We start from the raw sequence: 20,287 nt of genomic DNA on the forward strand, positions 1-20,287 counted from the left end.
GTCTTTGTGGGGATAGCTATGTCAGACAAAACCTTGACGCGAGCAGATCTGGCGGAAGCGGTCTACCGAGAGGTGGGGCTGTCACGTCAGGAATCGGCCGATCTCGTGCAGTCCGTGCTGGGCATGGTGTCGGATACGCTGGCCAGAGGTGAGTCTGTCAAGCTCTCCTCGTTCGGCTCCTTCCTGTTGCGGGACAAGCGTGGACGTGTCGGACGTAATCCGAAGACCGGGGTGGAGGTGCCGATTGAGGCGCGTCGCGTTCTGGTGTTCAAACCGTCGCAAGTTCTCAAGGAGCGCGTCGACTCGGCTCTGTCCAAGGATTAGGGCAGCCCGCAGGCTGACGCGAAGGGCGCATGTCGGTCACCAAAAAGTCTGCAGACGCATTCCGGACCATCAGCGAAGCTGCTGAGGAACTGGAAATCCCGGCGCATGTCCTGCGTTTCTGGGAAAGCAAATTTGCCCAGATCAGTCCGCTCAAGCGTGCGGGCGGTCGTCGTTTCTATCGGCCCCAGGATTTGCAATTGCTGCGCGGTGTGAAACGCCTCCTCTATGAGGATGGCTACACGATCAAGGGCGCCCGCAAATACTTCAAGGATCACGGGGTCGCTGCGGTGATGTCGATGGGTGTGGGCGAGGCCGTTCAGCCTCGCGATGCCCTTGCCATTGACGCTGCGGACCGTGAGACACCGGCCGCGACCGCGCCGGCGCGTCCGCGGCCGGCCGACGGTTCCCAGCGTCAGCTCGATGATATTCTCGCGGATCTGGAGAATGCCCGGGCCAAGCTGAAAGCCGCACTGGAACCGTGATCGACAGACCGGTTCCGGATCGACCGCACAACGCGCTGACACGCCTGTTGCGGAGCCGGAAAGCTCACCCTATAAGCGACTTCCCCATCGGACGGGCCTGCCTGTCCAGCAAGTGAGTGTCGGAGCGTGGCGCAGCCCGGTTAGCGCACCGGTCTGGGGGACCGGGGGTCGCGAGTTCGAATCTCGCCGCTCCGACCATTTGCTTGCGAAGCGACTTACGCCGGCGCTCCCGCCAGAGCCGCTTTCATCACATCCTTCATCGTCACGTCCGGGTCGGCCAGCGCCGCAGGATCTGGTTTGGCGCGTTTTTCGATCATCAGCTTGGCGGCCATGAAGCTTTGCGGGTCGTTGATGCAGTCTGCGGCGATGAGAACGCCGTCGGCGAGATGGAAGAAGCTGCGCGGTGTCTCCGCATCGCCGGCGCGGGTAATGGTGGTGTCCTGGGCGCCGATCAGGCCGGCGGTCTGGAGCTTGAGGTCGAACTGGTCGGACCAGAACCACGGCACTTCCGGCTTCGGCGCAGGAGCAGCACAAATCGCAGCGGCGGCGCGCTTGGCCTGGTCCAGCGCATTGGGCACGCTCTCCAGGCGTAGTCGCGTGTCGGTCAGCCAGTTGTGCTGTTCGGCACAATCGCCGATGGCAAAGATGCTCGGATCACGGGTCCGGCACTGGTCGTCGACCAGGATACCATTTCCAGTGTCCAGTCCGCAGGCAGCCGCGAGTTCCTGGTTGGGCATGACGCCAATTCCAACGAGGACGCTGTCGCAGGCAATCTTCTCGCCCGTGTTCAACTCGACGCGGGTGACAGTCTTGCCCCTGGACAACAGGCCCGCCTTGGGCTTCAGCGCTGCGACCTGCGCGTCAAGCCGGATGGATATACCGCGCGCCTCATGGGCCTGGCGGTAGAAATCCGAGACTTCAGGCACGGCGACGCGGGCCAGCAGGCGGTCCATGGCCTCGATAACGATGGGTGTCGCGCCGAGCTTTGACGCCACCGAGGCCGCTTCCAGTCCGATATAGCCGCCGCCGATAATGGCGATCCGCTTGCCGGGCTGGACGTCCGCTTTCAGCTTGTCGACGTCGGCGATGGAGCGCAGATATCGCACGCCGTCGAGCTCGGCGCCGGGAACGGGCAGGGGGCGGACGCGGGATCCGGTGGCGATTACGAGATGGGTATAGGTGTCCTCACGCCCATTGGAGAAGACGACGAGCTTGCGGTCCGGATCGATCCGTTTGGCCCGGCTCGACAGGCGCAGTTCGACACCTTGTTCAGTCCAGGTTTCCGGCGGTTGCAGCCAGAGGCGGCTCCCATCGATCTCACCGGACAGATAGGTCTTGGACAGGGGCGGGCGCTGATAGGGTGGATGCGGTTCCTCGCCAACCAGGATGATACGCCCTTCAAACCCGCTGCGCCGCAGCGAGGCCGCGCATTGGCCGCCGGCCTGGCCAGCGCCGAGAATGATGACTGTTTCACTGGTCTTGGCCACGCCTGTCTCTCCCTGACACCTTCGCCGGTTGCGACATGATGGCGCGTCCGGTCCTGTCCTGCGAGCGCATTATCAGCATGACGCCCCGCCCGGATGAAGCCGGAGGCTTGCCTGTGGCTGTGGATGGGCTACCTAGCGCGACCGGGAGATTGCATGTCGTATCATTCCAGTACTATCAGCCGCGCCGTTTCCACCTGGCTACTCGTTGTCGCCGCCCTTGTCTGCCTGATGATCATCATCGGCGGCACGACGCGGCTGACCGACAGCGGATTGTCCATCACTGAATGGAAACCGATCTCCGGAGCCATCCCGCCACTGTCCCAGGAGGACTGGCAGCGCGAGTTCTCGCTGTATCAGCAGACGACCGAATTCCAGGTTCAGAACTCATCCATGACGCTCGAGGAATTCGAGTTCATCTTCTGGTGGGAATGGGGGCATCGTCAGCTGGGCCGACTGATCGGACTGGTCTTCTTCGTGCCCTTCGTCTTCTTCTGGCTGCGCGGTCATCTCAGCGCCCGACTCAAGCCGCGCCTTTTCGGGCTTTTCCTGCTCGGTGGCGCGCAAGGCGCAATCGGCTGGTGGATGGTCGCGAGTGGGCTGTCGGACCGGCTGGATGTCAGCCAGTATCGCCTGGCCACGCATCTGGGCATGGCGTTCGTGATCCTTGGAGCGTCGATCTGGCTGTCGCTGGAAGCGCGCTACGGGCCGCCACCGCTGCGCCGCGGGCGTCTGGCCGGTGTGACGGCCGGGCTTCTCGGTCTGGTCTTCCTGCAGATCATCCTCGGGGCTTTCGTGGCCGGTCTGGATGCCGGTCGTATCTACAACACCTGGCCGCTGATGAATGGTGATCTGATCCCCGAGGGTTATCTTGGCGGGATGAGTTTCTTCCCGGCGATCTTCGAGAGCCATGCCGCCGTTCAGATGCATCATCGCTGGATGGGCTATATCGTGGCGGTGTGTGTCTTTGCCCATGCCGCGCTGATCTGGCGCGAGCCACGGGTCTCGCTCAAACCCTTCATGGTGATCCTGCCGGCGCTCGTGATCGGCCAGATCGCGCTCGGCATTGCCGCGCTGCTGGCGGTCGTCCCCCTCTCATTGTCTCTGGCGCACCAGGGCGGCGCGATCCTGCTCTTCATTGCAGTGGTCTGTGCGGCCTGGACGGCACGCCGGGCGGTCTGATCAGGACTGTTTCGTCCTAGAGACCGGCCTTGCGTGCCCGTTGCCAGTAAACGGCGGCTATCAGGCTGACCACAGCCGGGATCATGAGGCCATACTCATCCGCCCACAGGGGTGTCGAGGGGGTTTCGATCGTCAAAGGCGTGTAGATTTTCTGGATAAAGATGTTGTGGGCGCCGTGGAACATGATCGCGGGCCAAACGGACCGGCTCTTGAAAGTGTAATAGGTCATGATGACGCTCATCGCGATGATCATCACGGTGAAGCACCCCAGCTGAAACAAAGTGTCCCCGCCGCCATAGGCGATGATGACCGGGTAGTGCCAGACGGCCCAAACGCTGCCGCTGATCAGGCATGTGGCATTGAACGAGAAGAGCTTGCGCAACTCCCACACAAAGAAGCCGCGCCAGCCGATTTCCTCGCCGGCAATCGTGCCCAGCGACTTGATGAACTGCACGACGGCCATCAAGACGACCATCAGGCAGATCACGGCAAAGGTCGGGGCTTCGGGCAGGCCAAGTGACTGGCCCCATTCGCTGATCGTTTCGGGATTGCCGACGCCACCGAGTCCGCTCAGCCAGATGATGCCATAGGCAATTGAGACATAAAGAAGGGGAATGAGGTATCCGGCCCAATTGGCGCCATGGCCTCCCCATCGCCACGGCAGGTCCGCGATTTTCCGTCCGCGCAGCTTCAGCGTCAGGAAGGCCGCCATCGTCGGCATCACCATGAGCGTTCCGACATAGAGGGAGGTCGGTACCAGGGCGACGATGGCGTAATGGGCAATGGCGCTGAAGATGCCGAGAATGCCGAGGAAAGCCAGCAGGGTGATGGTCGTTTTGCGTTTGTCGTCTTGTGCTGCCGTCATGATACGTGACCTTCCTTTACGGGCAGGGGTGTCAGGTGTACTTTATACATCAAATTGTACAACTGATTGTATAAAGGGCAAGCCGTGCGCGAAAGCAACATCATGGATACCCACGTGCTGAGCCGGGCATTTGTGTCGAACAAATTGCTCAGACTGGTGGAAACACTGGCCGATCAGGGTCAGGTCCTGCTGGAATCGGCGGCGATTGAGATCCCGCCACGGGCGATTTCAACGGTCCTGATGATCGGTGAAATTCCCGATGTAACGGCGGCGGATATCGCGACATCCCTTGATCAACCTCACCAGGTTGCGACCCAGCGGATTGCGGCCCTTATCAAACTCGGCCTTATCACCAAGCGCCCGCATCCAACGGATAGCCGAAGCAAGGTTTTAATCCTGACCGCACGGGGGCGGGAACAGTATCAATCGATGATGGTGATTCTGGAGAAAATTCGGGCGATGATGGATGCTCTCTTCGACGAGATCGGTTGTGACCTGGCCGGCAAGGCGGTCGAGGCCGTGGCGGCGCTCAAGGCGCGGCCCTTGATCGAGCGGGCCCGCGAATTGGGCGAAGGCGACGCAAAATGAGCCGCTTTCGCGGCTCATCAAGTCTCGATCAGAAAAAGCCGTGATCTACCCGGCTATTCGTTCGCGAAGACAGCCCGTGTCAGCACGTCCCGCGAGACGACTTTGAGGCGACCGGTCTCGGCGTCAAAGACAGCCAGCAGGCCGTTGACATAGGCGGTGTAGCCGTAATTGGCGTCGGTAACCGCAAGTCCGGCCGGAGTGCCGACCCCGGGCGTGGACAGGCCATCGACAATGTCAATCGAGATGCCAGCCTCCAGCGATGCTGCATCAAAGGTCTCAACGGTATCGCCGCTGCCATTGGTGGCCAGCACGAGACGAGTCCCGTTGAACTCGCCGACCGTCAGATTGGCCGCCGGATAGGCCGCGTCGGCCAGGAGTGTGCCTTCATGGCTCAGGCGCGCGAGGCCACCGGCCGGGCTGGCCGTGTAGATGTCGCCGTCAAAGGTCGCGCACTGGCGAGCCGGGTCTGGCAGGGGGAAATCGCGGATCCGCTCCACGTCCAGCAGATCATCGCCGGCATCGCGGATGCGCCAGATTTCCGCCCGCGCGCCTGTTCCCAGAATGACCAGCTCGACAAAGCCGGCGCCTTCGCGCAGGAGGCAAAGGCCCGAGACACCGTCAATCGGCTCGATCTCGCCCAGCGGCAGGTCTAGCACCTGGGCGCCATCACGAATGACCGCATAGCCGCGCACGGCGCTGGAATCGGTTGCGGCTCCAAAGATCAGCGGCAGGCTCTCGCCGCGCAGCTCGAAATTCGGCGCAGTGGCAAGACCGGTCAGGCGCTCGCCCGCATGGCGGGTCTTGAGGAGGCCGTCGAGGTCGAAGATGTCGATGCCGCCATTGCGCGGCGCCGAGAGCACAAAGCCAAGCGAGGGTGCTTGCGGGTCGGGCAGGAAACCGACCACGCTATTGCCGCCCTCGACCGCGGTGAAGGCAGCCGTCACGGTCATCTCGACCGGGCCGCCTTCCTCAAGCGGGTTGGTGCTGCTGTTCTCGGTCGTGTTCTCGGCGTCGGGACCACAGGCGCTCAGCGCCAGCAGGGACGCGCCTAGAGCGAAGGCCCGGGCCAGGGACCGCGGACCGCGAAGGTGCGGCCGGGATAGCGCTGCACGTTGAAAAACAGAGTCGAACCGTCGGGACTGAAACATGGACCGCAAATCTCGCTTTTTTGACCATCCGGCCCGGAGGCCGCGTTGCGGGCAATCGTATACACCTCTCCTTGGGGCGTCACGCCGCGGATGTACTGGTCTTCAGGTCCGTCCTCGACAACGATGAGATCGCCCCAGGGCGCGACGCAGAGATTGTCGCAGCGCTCCATAATGGCGGCATCATGGCTCTGGTAGAAAAGCTGGAGGCGACCGGGCGAGGCCGTTTCGCCGCTTTCGCCTTCATTCGGGCTGGGCTGGTAGCGCCAGATCTGGCCGAGCCGGTCCGGACCGCCATCGGTGCAGGCGAAATAGCATTCATTCTCGCCCCACCAGATGCCTTCGCCGCGGGTGAACTGGGCGGCACCGCTGGCGATACCCCGAATGGCGAGATCGGCGTTGGGCGCCTCGACATCGTCCAGGTCGACCCAGTCAACCTCGAGCCATTCGCCCGGCTGGACCGTCTCGCTTTCCCAGTTGCGGGTGTCGAAGCCGGGACGTCCGCGAACGGCGAGGCCCTGCAGGCGGCCGCCTTCGATCAGCTGACCCGGGACGTTCGGCAGGAAGCGGTAGAAGAGGGCACGGTCATACTCGTCCTCGGTCTCGTAGACGATGCTTGTGCGCGGATCGACGGCGACAGCTTCATGCCGGAAGCGTCCCATGGCCTTGAGCGGGACGGGCTCGACCAGCCCGTCGGCCTCGGCGGGCACTTCGAAGATATAGCCGTGCTCGACGCCGGCCTGGGGCCCGGGATTGAGGTCGGTTTCCTCGCAGGTCAGCCAGCTGCCCCAGGGCGTTGGGCCGCCGGCGCAGTTATTGACCGTACCGACCAGCGACAGATACTCGTCCTCGACCGCCAGGGTTTCCGGGTCGAGGATGATATGGCTGGTGCCGCCGATATGCGGATTGCCGTTCTCATCCCAGTCATGGACCCGGGTGCGATCAATCCGCTCCAGCCCCGAATTGTCCGGCACGAAAGGCGATTTCTCGGCATCGCCCAAGCGGAGCTCGTGATTACGGACAAGAACCAGGCGGCCATCGGCCTTCTGGAAACAGGCCATGCCGTCAAGATCGCCCGGTACGACCAGCCCGTCACTCATGGGCTGTCCAGCCGAGGAGATCACATCATAGGAAAAGCCCCGCGGCAGATCGACGAGCGCGTCCGGATCGACTTGCAACGGACCGAATCCCTCGACCTCGTTGAAATAGCCCTGTTCAGCCGGATAGGGGCGCTGGCAGCCCGCGAGGGCGGCCAGACCGGAAAAGGCGAGTGTGGTTGCAGCGCTGTTGCGCAGGAAATGACGGCGGGACAGGGACATCGGTAACTCCGGGGCGGCGGGAACACCTTGTAATTACGCGAGATTCACGACGGAGACATGACGCTTCTGCAGTGTGTGGTAAAATGTAACCGTATTCCTAGGTGCATAAAATTACAGCTGAAATCCGTCACCTGCTTGACCAAGGTGAAAATGCCCTCTAAACGGCGCGCTCGAATTCAACCCGAGCCACGCTAGGCCTGAGGCAATATCAATATGAAAACCATCTCCGTTAAACCGGCGGATGTCGAAAAGAAGTGGATCGTGATCGATGCAGAGGGCGCCGTTGTCGGTCGTCTCGCTGCCTACGTCGCCACCCGCCTCCGCGGCAAGCACCGTCCGGACTACACCCCCCATGTCGACATGGGCGACAACATCATCATCGTGAATGCCGAGAAGGTCGTCTTCACCGGCACCAAACGTGATGACAAGCGCTACTATCACCACACCGGCCACCCTGGTGGCATCAAGGAAACCAGCCCGGCGAAACTGCTGGATGGTCGCTTCCCGGAACGTGTGGTCGAGAAAGCTGTTCAGCGCATGCTGCCGAAAGACAGCCCGCTGGCCCGTCAGCAATTTTCGAACCTGCGCGTCTATGCCGGTCCCGATCACAAGCACGAGGCCCAACAGCCGGAAGTGGTCGATTTCAAGTCCATGAACTCCAAGAATACGCGAGGCTGATATGTCAGAAGAAGCCCGCTCGCTCGAAGACCTCAAAGACGTCATCAAGGAAGCCGATGCCGGCGCCGTGGTGGCTGACGAGTCCGTTCCGGCTGAGCCCAAAATCGATGAGCACGGCCGTTCCTATGCCACTGGCAAGCGCAAGAACGCGGTCGCCCGCGTCTGGATCAAGCGCGGCAACGGCAAGATCACGGTCAATGGTCGTGACCAGGAACAGTATTTTGCCCGCCCGGTCCTGCGCATGCTGCTTCAGCAGCCGCTGCAGGCGGCCGAGCGTGTCGACGAGTTCGACATTGTCGCCACCGTCGTCGGTGGTGGCCTGTCCGGCCAGGCCGGTGCTGTGCGTCACGGCATCTCCAAGGCTCTCCAGCTGTTCGAACCGGGCCTGCGCCCGGTCCTGAAAGCCGGTGGCTTCCTGACCCGCGACAGCCGCGTCGTCGAGCGTAAGAAGTACGGCAAGGCCAAGGCCCGCCGCTCCTTCCAGTTCTCCAAGCGCTAAGCTTTACAGAACACGCGAGAAACAAGACGGGCGGTGCCACTGGCACCGCCCGTTTTTTTGTTTCGGGTCAGTTGCGTGCGCGTGGCCGATCCCGCGCCTGCTCGGCCAGGCCGTTGGCAATATGGTCAAAGACCACGCGGATGCGGCGGCTGGTGTTCAGTTCGCGGTGGGTGACCAGCCAGGTCTGGATCGGAATCGGGGCCAGCTCAGGCCACACCTCTTCGAGAATGGAGTGCTGGTCGATCCAGTCGCGCGTCATCGGGGTGACCCCGAGGCCCTGCATGGCCAGGGCGTGATGGACCGTGGAACTGCCGCTGCTGATCTTGAAATTCTCCGGCGTCAGGCTGAGTCCAATCGCATTGAGGTGCTCGATCACGCGTTCATTCTGTTCAAAACCGATGAAATCGAGACGGTTGACCTCGTCCAGGCAGGTCGGGCGTCCGACCCGGTCGAGATAGTCCGGGTGGGCGTAGAGGTGCCCGGTTGTCTCGCCGACCAGACGGGCGATGAGGTCGGGCTGCTCCGGGCGGGCATGCCGGATGGCAATGTCAGCCTCACGCTTTTGCAGATCCTGCAGCTCGTTGGAGGCGATGATCTCGAGGCGGATGCCCGGCGCCTCCTCGCGGATCCGCTTGATGATGGGCGGGAGATAGAAAGACGCCATGATATTGGTCGCTGTCACGGTCACCCGCCCTTCGACGGCGCTGGACTGACCCGAGGCGGTCAGCGAAATTCGTTGCGCGGCCTCGCCCATCGACCGGACATGCTCGACCAGTTCCAGCGCGGCGCCTGTCGGAACCGTGGCGCGGCGGTTGCGTTCGAACAGGGTGATGCCGAGATCGGCCTCAAGCGCGGCAATTTGGCGGCTGAGGGTTGGCTGGGTCTGGCCCAGCGCGCGTGCGGCGGCTGAGAAAGACCCTTCCTCGATCGTCGCGAGGAGGGCGCGGATCTGGTTCCAGTCGAAGGAGACGGCGTTCCAATTCATGCAAATGCGTATATCAGATGTCCGTATGGCGGCAATTTATATTCGCTCAGCGTATGTCAAAACCGGTGATCAGGGTGTTCGCACGAGGCGATTGCACAGTGGAGATGAATGTCATGACGCACGCACAACGCTGGTGGGACAAGATCGCCGAGAAATACTCGAACGACCCGATTGCGGATGTCGAGTCGTGGGAGTTCAAGCTGTCGAAGATCCGTGAGCATCTGGGCCCGGAAACACGCCTGCTGGAATTCGGTTGTGGCACAGGCGGTACGGCGCGTCGGCTTGCAGACGCGGGCGGTACCATTCTTGCGACGGATATCTCCGGCGAGATGCTGATGATTGCCGCGGCACGCGGTGCCGAGGCCGGGATCGAAAACATCACCTATGAGCGGGTCGACTTCGCCGATCTCGAGGCGCCGGAGGGCAGTTTCGATGTCGTGCTCGGCATGAGCATCCTGCATTTGCTGGATGATCGGCATGCCGCGATGGACAAGGCGATGACGCTGCTTCGCCCCGGCGGGCTCTTCATCACTAGCACGGCCTGTCTGCTGAACGGCTATTGGTTCATGGTGCCGATCCTGCCGATCGGACAAATCTTCGGTGCTTTCCCGCCGGTCAAGGCCTTTGGTGCCAAGCGGCTCAAGCAAGAGATGGTCGAAGCCGGGTTCGAAATCACCTATGACTGGCGGCCCAAACCCGGCGCGGCGCTGTTCGTCATCGCCCGCAAACCGGGCTGAGCCACCGTCGAACTGAAAGTGATTGCATGACTGACACCCAGACCGCGCGCGATGCGGCCGCGGACGAAGCGCGCGGCTCCGGCTTTGCCGCCGAGCTTGAGCGGGATCAGGCGCATCGCGAGAAGGCCAAATCGGTGCAGCCACTGCGTCGTTTAATGCCCTATATCCTGCGCTATCCGGGGCTGTTGGCGGCCTTCTCGGTGTTTCTCTTCCTGGCCTCCGGCCTGACACTGCTCCTGCCAGCGGCCTTCCGGTTGGTGGTCGATTGCGGCTTCGCGGGGGCGAGCCAGTCCGCGGCCTGCGCCAGCCTGGGGGACACATCGGGACTGGGGATTTATTTCCTCGCCGGAATGGGCGTGGCGGTTCTACTGGGGCTGGCCAGTGCCTTTCGATTCTACTTCATCAGCCGGCTCGGTGAGCGTGTGGTCGCCGATCTGCGCCAGGATGTGTTTGCGCATCTGCTCTCGCTGGATGCCCGCTTTTACGCGGGAACCCGGACGGGCGAGGTGCTTTCGCGCCTGACCACGGATACGACCCTGATCCAGACCGTGGTCGGTTCGTCGATTTCGGTGGCCTTGCGGACTGTGGCAACGACGACCGGCGCGTTGATCCTGATGGTGGTGGTGAGCTGGCAGTTGGCCCTGCTCGTTCTGGCGCTCGGCCCGCTGATGGTGGGACCGATCATGCTGTTCGGGCGCCGGATCCAGCGCCTCTCGCGGGTCAGTCAGGATAATCTGGCCGATGCCTCGGCGCGGGCCGGGGAGACCCTGCAGGCGATCGAGACGGTCCAGGCCTTCACCCGTGAGCGCGAGGAAGCCAGCCGCTTCTCCAAGGCGGTGGAGATGACTTTCGTCTCCGCCATGCGGCGGATCAGCGTGCGGTCAGTCATGACCGCGCTCATCTTCTCGGTGATCCTGACCGGCCTGATCGCGGTCCTGTGGTTTGGCGCCGTCCAGGTCCAGGCCGGCGCGATCACGCCCGGCGCGATGACGCAATTCGTCATGTATGCCTTTGTCGCCGTCAGCGGCGTGGGGATGCTCACCGAGACCTATACCGAAATGATGCGGGCCGCCGGAGCCACGGAGCGCCTGATGGAATTGCTGGGCGCGCAAGCATCACTGCCGATCGCCGCGCCCGTCGCGGTGCTGGCGGAACCTGTACAGGGGGCGATCGGCTTTGAAGCGGTGAGTTTCGCTTATCCCGGCCGCGAGGCAGAGCCGGCGCTTCGCGGCGTCAGTTTCGACGCCCAGCCGGGTGAAACGGTCGCGATTGTCGGTCCGTCCGGGGCCGGCAAGACAACCCTGTTCCAGCTCCTCCTGCGCCTGCATGACCCGCTCAGCGGTCGGATCAGCCTGGATGGCATCGATATCCGCCAGCTCGATCCGCAGGCCTTGCGCGCGAAACTGGCCATCGTGCAGCAAAATGCGCCGCTCTTCTCCGGGAGCGTGGCTGACAATATCCGCTTCGGGCGACCCGATGCGAGCGTTGCGGACGTCGAGGCCGCGGCCCGCGCGGCCAATGCTGACGCCTTCATCCAGGTCTTGCCCGACGGCTATGACACCGCACTGGGGGAACGGGCGGCCAGCCTGTCCGGCGGTCAGCGCCAGCGTCTCGCGATTGCGCGTGCCATCCTGCGCGATGCGCCGGTTCTCCTGTTGGATGAGGCGACAAGTGCGTTGGATTCCGAGAGTGAGCAATTGATCCAGTCGGCCGTGGAGACCCTGTCCGAGGGGCGCACGACGCTGGTGATCGCCCACCGGCTCGCGACCGTCCGCTCGGCGGACCGGATCATTGTGCTGGAGAACGGGCAAGTGGTCGACACGGGGCGCCATGACGCCCTGCTGCGGCGCGGCGGCCTTTATGCCCGCTATGTCGAGCTGCAATTCGGCCAGTCCGACTCCTAACCGGCAGGTTCCGGCTTCTCCGATTTTGCCTTCGTAGCGTCGCTTCGAACCAGTACATTGCGCCCCGGAGCCTTGCGGATCGGCTTGAGCTTGCCGTCGCCGGGTGTGCGGGCCGGGACGTCCTCACCGGATCGCTCGAGCAGCCAGTCGCGCCAATCGCCCCACCAGGAGCCGGGATGCTCCGTCGCACCCTCGATCCACGCTTCAACAGTCTCGGGCAGGGCGTCATTGGTCCAGTGCTGGTATTTTTTCGCGTCCGGGTGATTGATAACGCCGGCAATATGGCCGGACCCGGCCATCATGAAGCGGGCCGGGCCGCCAAACAGACGGGCGGCGCGATAGACCGACGGGTAGGGCGCGATATGGTCCTCGCGTGAGGCCTGAATATAGACAGGTGTTTTCACGGCGCCGAGATCCAGCTTGTGGCCCCCGAGCTCAAGCTCGCCCTTCGCCAGCCGATTATTCTTGTAGAAATTGTCGAGATACCAGAGGTGCAATGCCTTGGGCATGCGGGTCTGGTCGGCATTCCAGTACAGAAGGTCAAAGGCTTGGGGCTGGCGCCCGAGCAGGTAGTTATTGACCACGAAGGACCAGACCAGATCGTTCGAGCGCAGCAGATTGAACGTGTCGGCCATGGAGCGCCCGTCCAGGACACCGCCCTGGCTGTCCATGATGCGCTCGATTTCCTTCAGCCAGATATCATCGATGAAGATGAGCAGGTCGCCGGCCTTTTCGAAGTCGGACTGGGCGGCGAAGAAGGTTGCCGAGGCGATGCGGTCGGACTGACCTTCGGCTTCCAGCCAGGCCATGGAGGAGGAAAGCAGGGTACCGGCCACGCAATAGCCGACCGCATTGACCGACGTCTCACCCGTTGCGGCTTCGATCGCATGCAGGGCCGCGAAAAGCCCTTCATGCATGTAATCCTCAAAGGTCTTGTTCTTGAGTTCTGTGCCCGGATTGACCCAAGAGATGAGAAATACGGTGAAGCCCTGGTCGACCAGCCATCGGATCATGGAATTCTTTTCGCGCAGGTCCATGATGTAGAACTTGTTGATCCAGGGCGGTGCAATCAGGAGCGGGCGCGCCTTCACGGTCTCCGTGGTCGGGGCGTACTGGATCAACTCCATCAACTCGTTCTCGAAGATGACCTCACCCGGCGTCGTGGCCATGTCCCGGCCGACCTTAAAACCTTCCATGTCGGTCTGCTTGAGCGCCAGGCGGCCATCGCCGGAGGCGAGATCATCGAGGAGGTTTTGCAGGCCCTTGGTCAGGTTCTCGCCCTGACTTTGCATGGTTTCGCGCAGCACGTCCGGATTGGTCAGGGCAAAATTGGTCGGCGACAGTGCATCGGTCATTTGTTTGGTCAGGAATTCGACCTTGCGCTTGGTGCGTTCATCAATCCCGTCGACACTGCCGACCAGCCCCATCAGGAAATGCTGATTGAGCAGGTAGGACTGTTTGATGGCATCAAAGACCGGGTTTTCCGACCAGTCGGTCGAGCGCCACCGCTTGTCACCGGGTTCCGGGCTGATTGCCGGCGTGGTGGGTGTGTCACTGGCCATCATCCGTTTGGTCGTGTTCGACCAAAGGTCGATATAGCCCTTCATGAGATCGGCCTGGGCCCGCATCATGAGGTCGGGCTGTTCGACGATCTTCGCCCAAACTTCCTGGAATTCCGGGGCTGAATGGAACGGATCGGCATTCGGCAGGACCGGATCGCCTTCAATTGCCTTGCGCATGACATCGGACATCAGATGCTGCGACTTCAATGAGGCCTGCATCAAGTTGCGCGACACATTATCGAGCGTCTCGAGCTCCTTCTCGGTGAACGCGGCCCAGCTGGACTTGCCTGGCTGGTCGTCCGTTGTGGCGGGGCCGTGGCTTTTGCCTGTTCCTGACGTGTCGCTCATGGCAATCCCTTGTGATCAACGGGTGACTCAGACCCTTATCAGCGTATAGAAAGCGCGACGCGCGTCCAGCGCGGGGAGAGCTCATGAAACATGTCCTGTTCGCCTTGTCGGTGACACTTGGTATCGGCGGCTGTGCCGTGGTCGACATGCCAGGGTCGGATGATGCCAATCCGGCCTGGGTTGAGGAGCGCCTTGCCCGAGCCGGGGATAGACGGGAGGCTCCCGCGGTGGTACCGGTAACATCGCTTCCGGCGAGGGAAGCCAGGGCCATGGATGCTGCGACGCAACGTCTGCTCGCTGAACGCGCCGAGATGCAGGCCGAGGCGGAACGGCGCGAGGAAAGGAACCGGCGCGCCGACGCCGGTGAGTTTGTGGATGACGGGCAGGCCAGAACCCAGCCTCCCCAACAATAGTATTGGCAAAATGCCGCCCGTTCCGAGATCGGACGGGCTGATGAGGAAGACGAAATGAGCGACACGCAAGCCCTGACCAATCTGGCCTTTCAGGCCGTCCGTGCGGCTGAGCACGCAGCGGTGGCCGCCTATGACTGGATTGGTCGCGGTGAAAAGGAATTGGCGGACCAGGCGGCGGTGGACGCTTTGCGGACTGGCCTCAATGCCATGCCGATGAAGGGCCGGATCGTGATTGGCGAAGGTGAGCGCGACGAAGCGCCGATGCTTTTCATCGGCGAGGAAGTCGGCACCGGCGAAGGGCCCGAAATCGACATTGCGCTCGATCCGCTTGAAGGCACGACGCTGACCGCCAAGGGCCAACCCAATGCACTGGTTCTGGTTTCCTTCGCGCTGCGCGGTGGCCTGCTGCATGCGCCTGACACCTATATGGACAAGATCGCGGTGGGCCCTGGCCTGCCGACCGGCGTCATCGATCTCGACGCGACGCCGGCAGACAATGTCCTCAATCTGGCCAAAGCCAAGGGGGTCGATCCCTCGCAGATCACGGTCTGCATACTCGACCGGGAGCGTCACAAGCCGATCATGGATGGTGTGAAGTCAGTGGGTGGCCGCATTCGTCTCATTCCCGATGGCGATGTCGCGGGCGGCATGGGTACGGCGGGTCTTGGCGCCGGTGTTGATATGTATATCGGCCAGGGTGGTGCGCCTGAAGGTGTTCTGCTCGCCTCGGCCCTGCGCTGTATCGGTGGCCAGATGCAGGCTCGCCTGGTCTTCCGTAATGATGATGAGCGTGCGCGCGCCGCCCGCACGGGGGTGACCGACCTGGATCGCAAATATGACGTCGCCGAGCTGGCCGCCAGCCATTGCCTCTTCGTTGCCGCCGGCGTCACCGATGGTGATCTGGTCGATGGTGTCCGAAAGGACGGCAATCTCGTTCACACGCATACGCTTTTGCTCGACTCAGCCGATCATTCGGTCCGCCGTATCCGGTCAGCCCGACCGGCGGCCTGATCGACGGTGTGATGCTCGACGACAATCCGACACAAACAGGCGGCTCATCTCCACTCCTGGGGGTGAGCCGTTCGCTGTCCGGCAAGCGCTGGCGCCTGCGTGAGGCAGATGAGGCCGAGATTGTCACCATTGCCCGCCAGCAGGGCGTGCCTGACGCGCTGGCTCGCGTCATGGTGGCCCGGGGGGTCACCGCTGATACCGCGGCCAGCTATCTCACGCCGCGCCTGCGCGACAGTTTCCCGGATCCGGCGGATTTTGCCGACATGGACAAGGCGGCCCGTCTGGTCTGGGACGCGATCGAGGCCGAGCGCCCCATGGCGGTCTTTGCCGATTATGATGTCGACGGCGCTACCTCGGCGGCGCAGCTCATCCGCTATTTCCGGCATTTCGACCGTGTCGCCGACATCTATGTCCCGGATCGGGTGGAGGAGGGGTATGGTCCATCGGGTGCGGCCTTCGACACGCTGAAGGCCCGGGGTGCGGAACTGGTCATTACCGTCGATTGCGGCGCGGCGGCCCATGCGGCGCTGGAGCACGCCGCGACCATCGATCTCGATGTCATCGTCATTGATCACCATTTGATGGATGCGGCGATGCCGCCCGCTGCCGCTCTGGTCAATCCCAATCGTGCGGACGACAATTCGGGTTGCGGCCATCTCGCCGCCGCTGGCGTGACTTTTATCTTCCTGGCTGCGCTCAATCGCGAGGGCCGCCGACGAGGCGCGATCACGCCGGAAAATGAGCCCAACCTGCTCGACTGGATCGATCTGGCGGCCCTTGGAACGATTTGCGACGTCGTGCCGCTGACCGGCATCAATCGCGCGATCACCGCCCAGGGTCTCAAGGCGATGACCAGCTGGCGCAATCTCGGTCTGCGTAGCCTGGCCGAGAAATCGGGCGTGGAAGGTGAGGCGACAACCTATCATGCCGGCTTCCTGATCGGGCCGCGCATCAATGCCGGTGGCCGGGTCGGCAAGTCCGATCTCGGGGCGACGCTTCTGACCACGGAAGACCAGGCCGTGGCGATCCGCATTGCCGATCAGCTCGACCGCCTCAATGCCGAACGTCGCGCTATCGAGGCGGAGGTATTGGACGCCGCGTCGGCCCAGCTGGAGCGCCAAGCGTCGGATCGCGCCATTCTCATCGCGGCCGGCGAGGGCTGGCATCCCGGCGTGATTGGTGTTGTGGCCGGCCGCCTCAAGGAACGCTTTGACAAGCCGGTCATCGTGATCGGGATTGACCGCGAGGCCACCCCGCCGATTGGTAAGGGGTCGGGACGGTCTGTTCCGGGCGTCAATCTGGGCGGCGCCATTGCGGCCGCCCGCGAAGCCGGGCTGCTGATCTCCGGCGGCGGCCACGCGATGGCCGGTGGTCTGAGCGTCGATCCGGACCGCATCACCGAGCTGGTGGCCGATCTCGACGCGCGCCTCGCGCCGGAACTGGCCGCTGCAGCCGATGCCATGGCCCTGCGCGCCGATGGCGTGTTGTCAGCCTCTGGACTCACGCTCGACTTGGCGCGCATGCTGGAAAGGGCCGGTCCCTATGGTCAGGGGAATGCAGAGCCGCGCTTCGTGCTGCCGCGGATGCGGGTCAGCTTCGCCAAGCGGGTGGGCACAGATCATGTGCGTTTCACGCTCACCGATATCGACAGCCGTCGGGTTGACGGCATCTGCTTTCGCTGCGCGGAAACCTCGATTGGTGAGGCCCTGCTGGCGGCGGGCCCGGACTTGCTCCACGCTTTCGGACGGCTTAAACTGGACAGCTGGCAGGGGCGGGAACGGGTGCAGCTCCACCTGGAAGACCTCGCAACTGCAGCGGAATGATTTTTTGCAGAAATCCCGCTTGCAAGGATGCTCAGGCTTTTCTATACGACGGCCCTCACATCGCTGCGGTCCCTTCGTCTATCGGTTAGGACGCCAGGTTTTCAACCTGGAAAGAGGGGTTCGATTCCCCTAGGGACTGCCACGATGTCTTCCCCACACAGATGATTTTCCATCAGTGTCGGCCCTTATCAGGTCCGGCTTGGGGTGGACGGGTTTGCCTCTGCGCGGGGCGCGGGCTATAGGCCCACTCCGGTTATCGAGTGGAGAAAGCGGGCATGGCCCATCTGTCGACCAAATCCTATGGCAATGAGCGCGGCCTTTCCTGTTGCTCGCGGCAATGGGCCGCCGACAGTCATTGCGCGCTCCTGCACGGCTATTCGTTCGGCTTCAACTTCGTTTTTGCGGCGGAACAGCTCGACAAGCGCGGCTGGGTTCTCGATTTCGGCAAGGGGGGCTTCGGTCCCATAAAGGACTGGCTGCACGACATGTTTGACCACTCGCTACTGGTCGCGGTCGACGATCCGGAGCGGCCGACGCTGGAGGCGCTCGGCGAGCGTGGATTGGCCAAGGTCCGGATTGTCGAAGGGACGAGCTGCGAGCGGATGGCCGAGATGGCGTTTCACAAGGCGTCGGAAATCGTCGCTGCGGCGACGGGTGGGCGTTGTTGGGTCGAGTCGGTGGAATGCTCCGAACATGCGTCCAATTCCGCGATTTATCGGTCGGCCGCCGCCGTGGACCGACTCGCGAGTTCCGAGCGGCTTGCAGCCTCCTTGTTGAATGATTGATGTCGGCCTGATTCGGGGTCGGCTCATACGCAGCGACTCCTTTCGGGGTGTGTCTTTGATGCATCTGCCCGTGATTTCACGGAAACAGACGCATCGGGAATTCGCCTGAAACGAGAAAAATGCACATTACCGATCTGTCATTCGAACCGCATCAAGTTGCGTCGCAAAATCGGCGAAACTACTACATGTGGTGGTTTCTGGGGTGCGAATAGCTCTCACTGTCAATATTTAGGCGGCGCGTTTCTTATATTCTTCGCGAATTCATCTTCTCTTCATATATCAATTTGTGTAACAATCTTTCGCTCAAGGGTTGTTTAAGCGAGTGATGTTATGGTTTTGGCTCACGAAGTCTTTGAAGATACGGAGATGCTTGAGCTCGAAGGCCGGGTAAAGTGGTACGATCCGGCTCGGGGCTACGGGTTTATCGATGCGAGTGACGGTCAGGGGGATATCCTCCTGCATGCGAGTTGCCTGAGGCGTTTCGGTCAGGGGCCTGCGCTTCCCAACGCGAAAGTGCTGTGCAAAGCCGTCCAGGGCGACAAGGGCCGCCAGGCGGTCGAGCTGGTCGAGATGACCGGCGGTGACAGCGGCGCTGAGACGCGGCCACGTCGTTTCCATCCCTATACGGTCTCGAATGCGCCATTTTGTGATGCGGTTGTGAAGTGGTTTGATGCTCTGCGCGGATACGGCTTTGTGACCTGCGATGAAGTTGAAGGTGACGTTTTTCTGCACGCGGCAACCTTGCGGCGCGCCGGACTGGATGACATCCAGCCGGGCGATCGGTTGGAAATTCGGTGCGTAGAGGGCCCAAAGGGCGCCCTTGCAGCAGAAATCAAGGCGGACGGCGCGTCCTGTCCGACAGGATGAGGCGGCGGCCGCCTGGCCGGTGAGGCGGCTTGCGTTTGCCCGTTGCACGGGCACGGGTGCGCCGCTAGCTTGCGCTCATGCGAAACCTACTCCTTTCCAGCCTTCTGGCTCTTGGTCTGGCCGGGGCCGTCTCGGCCCAGACCGCGACCCCTGAACCTGCTCTTGATCCGACAGCACAAGAGGCGCCGATTTCGTTCGGTGGGCCGGATCCGGTCCGGATCGAGACGGCGAGTGGTGACACCCATGTCATCATGGCCGAGCTCGCCACGACGCTTGAGCAGAAGCAACGCGGTATGATGTGGCGTGGGGCGGTCGCGCCCGGCACTGGCATGCTGTTCCAGTACGCGCCGCCTGAATCGGCCGCCATGTGGATGCGCAACACGCTCGTGGACCTCGATATCATCTTCGTCGCGCCTGACGGCGAGATCGTCAAAATCATTGCCTTCGCCCAGGCCGAGTCGCTACGCAGCCTGCCGGCCGAGGCCCTTGTGGCCGGCGTGCTTGAACTCGGCGCCGGACAGGCGATCGAGTTGGGACTACGCCCCGGTGATAGCGTCCATCACGCCATTTTCGGCAATGATAGCGAGCCGGACATGCCGGCCGACGCGGGCGTCGCTGCAGAGGAAAGCCCGACCGAGGCGCAGTAGGCTTGCCTTAAGCCGGACTCGCTTACATAAGGACACTCAGTCGGGGCGTGGCGCAGTCTGGTAGCGCATTCGCTTTGGGAGCGAAGGGTCGCAAGTTCGAATCTTGCCGCCCCGACCATTTGCCGGGCCTTCGCAGGGTCCCGCCCGGCAGTGTCGTGATTTGATTGGGAGAGGCGCATGTTCGCAAAGATCTATCGTCCCGCACGCAATGCGATGCAATCCGGTCGCGGCAAGACCAAGAGATGGGTGCTCGAATTTTCGCCTGAAATGGCCAAGCGCCCCGATCCGCTGATGGGCTGGACCTCCAGCTCCGATATGCGCGGACAGATCAAGCTCACCTTTGACAGCCAGGAAGACGCGGTGGCCTATGCCAAGCGCCAGGGCATTCCCTTCCAGGTCGTCGAACCGCACGAGCCGAAGCGCTATGCGAAATCCTATGCCGACAATTTTGCGGCTGATCGCAAACAGCCCTGGTCGCACTAGGCGCGATCCCTCACAGTTTCAGCTTCCGTAGCTCAACCGGATAGAGCGCCCGCCTTCTAAGCGGATGGTTGCAGGTTCGAGTCCTGCCGGAAGCGCCAGCTTTCTGATCTCACGGCAATTCGCTGCGCGAACGCCTCCGAAGGGGCGGCGCATGAG

Annotated in this window: 21 protein-coding genes and 4 tRNA genes; 19 read left to right on the forward strand and 6 right to left on the reverse strand. The window is 62.5% G+C overall.

All coding sequences use genetic code 11. The annotated features are described in order from the left end of the window. Positions 1–18 precede the first annotated feature (18 nt). The 3 genes from Q0X62_RS08915 (at position 19) to Q0X62_RS08925 (ending at position 1,004) form a co-directional block, all read left to right on the forward strand. Positions 19–324: an integration host factor subunit alpha gene (locus Q0X62_RS08915; RefSeq protein ID WP_297734319.1), complete on the forward strand. Its 306-nt coding sequence runs from the start codon at positions 19–21 to the stop codon at positions 322–324. Between the two features lie 29 nt (positions 325–353). Next, positions 354–806 carry a MerR family transcriptional regulator gene (locus Q0X62_RS08920; protein WP_297734321.1) on the forward strand — a complete coding sequence of 151 codons (453 nt, stop codon included), beginning with the start codon at positions 354–356 and terminating at the stop codon, positions 804–806. A gap of 120 nt (positions 807–926) precedes the next feature. Further along, positions 927–1,004 (forward strand) — tRNA-Pro (locus tag Q0X62_RS08925). Positions 1,005–1,021: 17 nt separating this feature from the next. Here Q0X62_RS08925 and Q0X62_RS08930 read toward each other — a convergent pair. Then, complete coding sequence (locus Q0X62_RS08930) at positions 1,022–2,293, reverse strand: FAD-dependent oxidoreductase (protein ID WP_297734324.1); 1,272 nt, start codon at positions 2,291–2,293, stop codon at positions 1,022–1,024. A 153-nt stretch (positions 2,294–2,446) separates the two neighbouring features. Here Q0X62_RS08930 and Q0X62_RS08935 point away from each other — a divergent pair, with 153 nt between their 5' ends. Beyond that, on the forward strand, positions 2,447–3,472 hold the full coding sequence (locus tag Q0X62_RS08935) for a COX15/CtaA family protein (protein ID WP_297734327.1): 1,026 nt from the start codon (positions 2,447–2,449) through the stop codon (positions 3,470–3,472). A 16-nt stretch (positions 3,473–3,488) separates the two neighbouring features. On the opposite strand, the gene Q0X62_RS08940 is transcribed toward Q0X62_RS08935, so the two are convergent. After that, positions 3,489–4,337 carry a type II CAAX endopeptidase family protein gene (locus Q0X62_RS08940; protein ID WP_297734330.1) on the reverse strand — a complete coding sequence of 283 codons (849 nt, stop codon included), beginning with the start codon at positions 4,335–4,337 and terminating at the stop codon, positions 3,489–3,491. An 84-nt stretch (positions 4,338–4,421) separates the two neighbouring features. Here Q0X62_RS08940 and Q0X62_RS08945 point away from each other — a divergent pair, with 84 nt between their 5' ends. Next, complete coding sequence (locus Q0X62_RS08945) at positions 4,422–4,925, forward strand: MarR family transcriptional regulator (protein WP_297734332.1); 504 nt, start codon at positions 4,422–4,424, stop codon at positions 4,923–4,925. 53 nt (positions 4,926–4,978) lie between these two features. Here the strand turns inward: Q0X62_RS08945 and Q0X62_RS08950 are convergent, their stop codons facing one another. Then, positions 4,979–6,073, reverse strand: coding sequence for a hypothetical protein (locus Q0X62_RS08950; RefSeq protein ID WP_297734564.1), 1,095 nt, complete (start codon positions 6,071–6,073; stop codon positions 4,979–4,981). Continuing rightward, entirely contained in the window at positions 5,974–7,389 is a 1,416-nt protein-coding gene (locus Q0X62_RS08955) for an alkaline phosphatase PhoX (RefSeq protein WP_297734336.1), read from the reverse strand. Before Q0X62_RS08955 ends, Q0X62_RS08950 begins: the two co-directional genes overlap by 100 nt. Before the next feature lie 213 nt (positions 7,390–7,602). Between Q0X62_RS08955 and rplM the strand changes: the two genes are divergently transcribed. Further along, positions 7,603–8,067, forward strand: a complete 465-nt coding sequence (gene rplM, locus Q0X62_RS08960; RefSeq protein ID WP_297734339.1) for a 50S ribosomal protein L13 — start codon at positions 7,603–7,605, stop codon at positions 8,065–8,067. 1 nt (position 8,068) lies between these two features. Further along, entirely contained in the window at positions 8,069–8,566 is a 498-nt protein-coding gene (rpsI, locus tag Q0X62_RS08965; RefSeq protein WP_366946130.1) for a 30S ribosomal protein S9, read from the forward strand. 67 nt (positions 8,567–8,633) lie between these two features. Here the strand turns inward: rpsI and Q0X62_RS08970 are convergent, their stop codons facing one another. Then, positions 8,634–9,551: a LysR family transcriptional regulator gene (locus Q0X62_RS08970; RefSeq protein ID WP_297734342.1), complete on the reverse strand. Its 918-nt coding sequence runs from the start codon at positions 9,549–9,551 to the stop codon at positions 8,634–8,636. A gap of 113 nt (positions 9,552–9,664) precedes the next feature. On the opposite strand from Q0X62_RS08970, the gene Q0X62_RS08975 reads away from it, so the two are divergent. After that, on the forward strand, positions 9,665–10,288 hold the full coding sequence (locus Q0X62_RS08975) for a class I SAM-dependent methyltransferase (protein ID WP_297734345.1): 624 nt from the start codon (positions 9,665–9,667) through the stop codon (positions 10,286–10,288). A gap of 26 nt (positions 10,289–10,314) precedes the next feature. After that, positions 10,315–12,192: an ABC transporter transmembrane domain-containing protein gene (locus tag Q0X62_RS08980; protein WP_297734347.1), complete on the forward strand. Its 1,878-nt coding sequence runs from the start codon at positions 10,315–10,317 to the stop codon at positions 12,190–12,192. Here the strand turns inward: Q0X62_RS08980 and phaC are convergent. Continuing rightward, positions 12,189–14,102 (reverse strand): class I poly(R)-hydroxyalkanoic acid synthase, encoded by a 1,914-nt coding sequence (gene phaC, locus Q0X62_RS08985; RefSeq protein ID WP_297734350.1) that lies wholly within the window; start codon positions 14,100–14,102, stop codon positions 12,189–12,191. The genes Q0X62_RS08980 and phaC overlap by 4 nt on opposite strands. 83 nt (positions 14,103–14,185) lie before the next feature. Here phaC and Q0X62_RS08990 point away from each other — a divergent pair, with 83 nt between their 5' ends. The 10 genes from Q0X62_RS08990 to Q0X62_RS09035 all read left to right on the forward strand — a co-directional run bounded on the left by Q0X62_RS08990 (position 14,186) and on the right by Q0X62_RS09035 (position 20,229). Next, positions 14,186–14,515 carry a hypothetical protein gene (locus Q0X62_RS08990; protein WP_297734353.1) on the forward strand — a complete coding sequence of 110 codons (330 nt, stop codon included), beginning with the start codon at positions 14,186–14,188 and terminating at the stop codon, positions 14,513–14,515. Between the two features lie 54 nt (positions 14,516–14,569). Next, a complete protein-coding gene (gene glpX / locus Q0X62_RS08995; RefSeq protein ID WP_297734356.1) occupies positions 14,570–15,526 on the forward strand; it encodes a class II fructose-bisphosphatase in 957 nt (318 codons plus the stop codon). Between the two features lie 11 nt (positions 15,527–15,537). Continuing rightward, complete coding sequence (gene recJ / locus Q0X62_RS09000; RefSeq protein ID WP_297734359.1) at positions 15,538–17,349, forward strand: single-stranded-DNA-specific exonuclease RecJ; 1,812 nt, start codon at positions 15,538–15,540, stop codon at positions 17,347–17,349. 67 nt (positions 17,350–17,416) lie between these two features. Next, positions 17,417–17,491, forward strand: a tRNA-Glu gene (locus tag Q0X62_RS09005). Between the two features lie 133 nt (positions 17,492–17,624). After that, on the forward strand, positions 17,625–18,134 hold the full coding sequence (locus Q0X62_RS09010; RefSeq protein ID WP_297734362.1) for a 6-carboxytetrahydropterin synthase: 510 nt from the start codon (positions 17,625–17,627) through the stop codon (positions 18,132–18,134). A 366-nt stretch (positions 18,135–18,500) separates the two neighbouring features. Further along, the gene (locus tag Q0X62_RS15660) at positions 18,501–19,001 is read left to right on the forward strand and encodes a cold shock domain-containing protein (protein ID WP_366946131.1); all 501 of its coding nucleotides are present in this window, start codon (positions 18,501–18,503) and stop codon (positions 18,999–19,001) included. A gap of 77 nt (positions 19,002–19,078) precedes the next feature. Beyond that, positions 19,079–19,648, forward strand: a complete 570-nt coding sequence (locus Q0X62_RS09020; RefSeq protein WP_297734368.1) for a DUF192 domain-containing protein — start codon at positions 19,079–19,081, stop codon at positions 19,646–19,648. A gap of 41 nt (positions 19,649–19,689) precedes the next feature. Beyond that, positions 19,690–19,766, forward strand: a tRNA-Pro gene (locus Q0X62_RS09025). Between the two features lie 59 nt (positions 19,767–19,825). Next, complete coding sequence (locus Q0X62_RS09030; protein WP_297734371.1) at positions 19,826–20,131, forward strand: ETC complex I subunit; 306 nt, start codon at positions 19,826–19,828, stop codon at positions 20,129–20,131. Between the two features lie 21 nt (positions 20,132–20,152). Then, positions 20,153–20,229 (forward strand) — tRNA-Arg (locus Q0X62_RS09035). Positions 20,230–20,287 lie beyond the last annotated feature (58 nt).

Source organism: uncultured Maricaulis sp. (genome assembly GCF_947259345.1).
Taxonomy (GTDB): Bacteria; Pseudomonadota; Alphaproteobacteria; order Caulobacterales; family Maricaulaceae; genus Maricaulis.

What these genes read in the sequence shown, in the direction of transcription:
- Q0X62_RS08915 (WP_297734319.1), top strand. Translation starts at nt 19, where the DNA reads ATGTCAGACAAAACCTTGACGCGAGCAGATCTGGCGGAAGCGGTCTAC.
- Q0X62_RS08920 (WP_297734321.1), top strand. Translation starts at nt 354, where the DNA reads ATGTCGGTCACCAAAAAGTCTGCAGACGCATTCCGGACCATCAGCGAA.
- Q0X62_RS08935 (WP_297734327.1), top strand. Translation starts at nt 2,447, where the DNA reads ATGTCGTATCATTCCAGTACTATCAGCCGCGCCGTTTCCACCTGGCTA.
- Q0X62_RS08940 (WP_297734330.1), bottom strand. Translation starts at nt 4,337, where the DNA reads ATGACGGCAGCACAAGACGACAAACGCAAAACGACCATCACCCTGCTG.
- Q0X62_RS08950 (WP_297734564.1), bottom strand. Translation starts at nt 6,073, where the DNA reads ATGTTTCAGTCCCGACGGTTCGACTCTGTTTTTCAACGTGCAGCGCTA.
- Q0X62_RS08955 (WP_297734336.1), bottom strand. Translation starts at nt 7,389, where the DNA reads ATGTCCCTGTCCCGCCGTCATTTCCTGCGCAACAGCGCTGCAACCACA.
- rplM (WP_297734339.1), top strand. Translation starts at nt 7,603, where the DNA reads ATGAAAACCATCTCCGTTAAACCGGCGGATGTCGAAAAGAAGTGGATC.
- rpsI (WP_366946130.1), top strand. Translation starts at nt 8,069, where the DNA reads ATGTCAGAAGAAGCCCGCTCGCTCGAAGACCTCAAAGACGTCATCAAG.
- Q0X62_RS08970 (WP_297734342.1), bottom strand. Translation starts at nt 9,551, where the DNA reads ATGAATTGGAACGCCGTCTCCTTCGACTGGAACCAGATCCGCGCCCTC.
- Q0X62_RS08975 (WP_297734345.1), top strand. Translation starts at nt 9,665, where the DNA reads ATGACGCACGCACAACGCTGGTGGGACAAGATCGCCGAGAAATACTCG.
- Q0X62_RS08980 (WP_297734347.1), top strand. Translation starts at nt 10,315, where the DNA reads ATGACTGACACCCAGACCGCGCGCGATGCGGCCGCGGACGAAGCGCGC.
- phaC (WP_297734350.1), bottom strand. Translation starts at nt 14,102, where the DNA reads ATGAGCGACACGTCAGGAACAGGCAAAAGCCACGGCCCCGCCACAACG.
- Q0X62_RS08990 (WP_297734353.1), top strand. Translation starts at nt 14,186, where the DNA reads ATGAAACATGTCCTGTTCGCCTTGTCGGTGACACTTGGTATCGGCGGC.
- glpX (WP_297734356.1), top strand. Translation starts at nt 14,570, where the DNA reads ATGAGCGACACGCAAGCCCTGACCAATCTGGCCTTTCAGGCCGTCCGT.
- recJ (WP_297734359.1), top strand. Translation starts at nt 15,538, where the DNA reads ATGCTCGACGACAATCCGACACAAACAGGCGGCTCATCTCCACTCCTG.
- Q0X62_RS09010 (WP_297734362.1), top strand. Translation starts at nt 17,625, where the DNA reads ATGGCCCATCTGTCGACCAAATCCTATGGCAATGAGCGCGGCCTTTCC.
- Q0X62_RS15660 (WP_366946131.1), top strand. Translation starts at nt 18,501, where the DNA reads ATGCTTGAGCTCGAAGGCCGGGTAAAGTGGTACGATCCGGCTCGGGGC.
- Q0X62_RS09020 (WP_297734368.1), top strand. Translation starts at nt 19,079, where the DNA reads ATGCGAAACCTACTCCTTTCCAGCCTTCTGGCTCTTGGTCTGGCCGGG.
- Q0X62_RS09030 (WP_297734371.1), top strand. Translation starts at nt 19,826, where the DNA reads ATGTTCGCAAAGATCTATCGTCCCGCACGCAATGCGATGCAATCCGGT.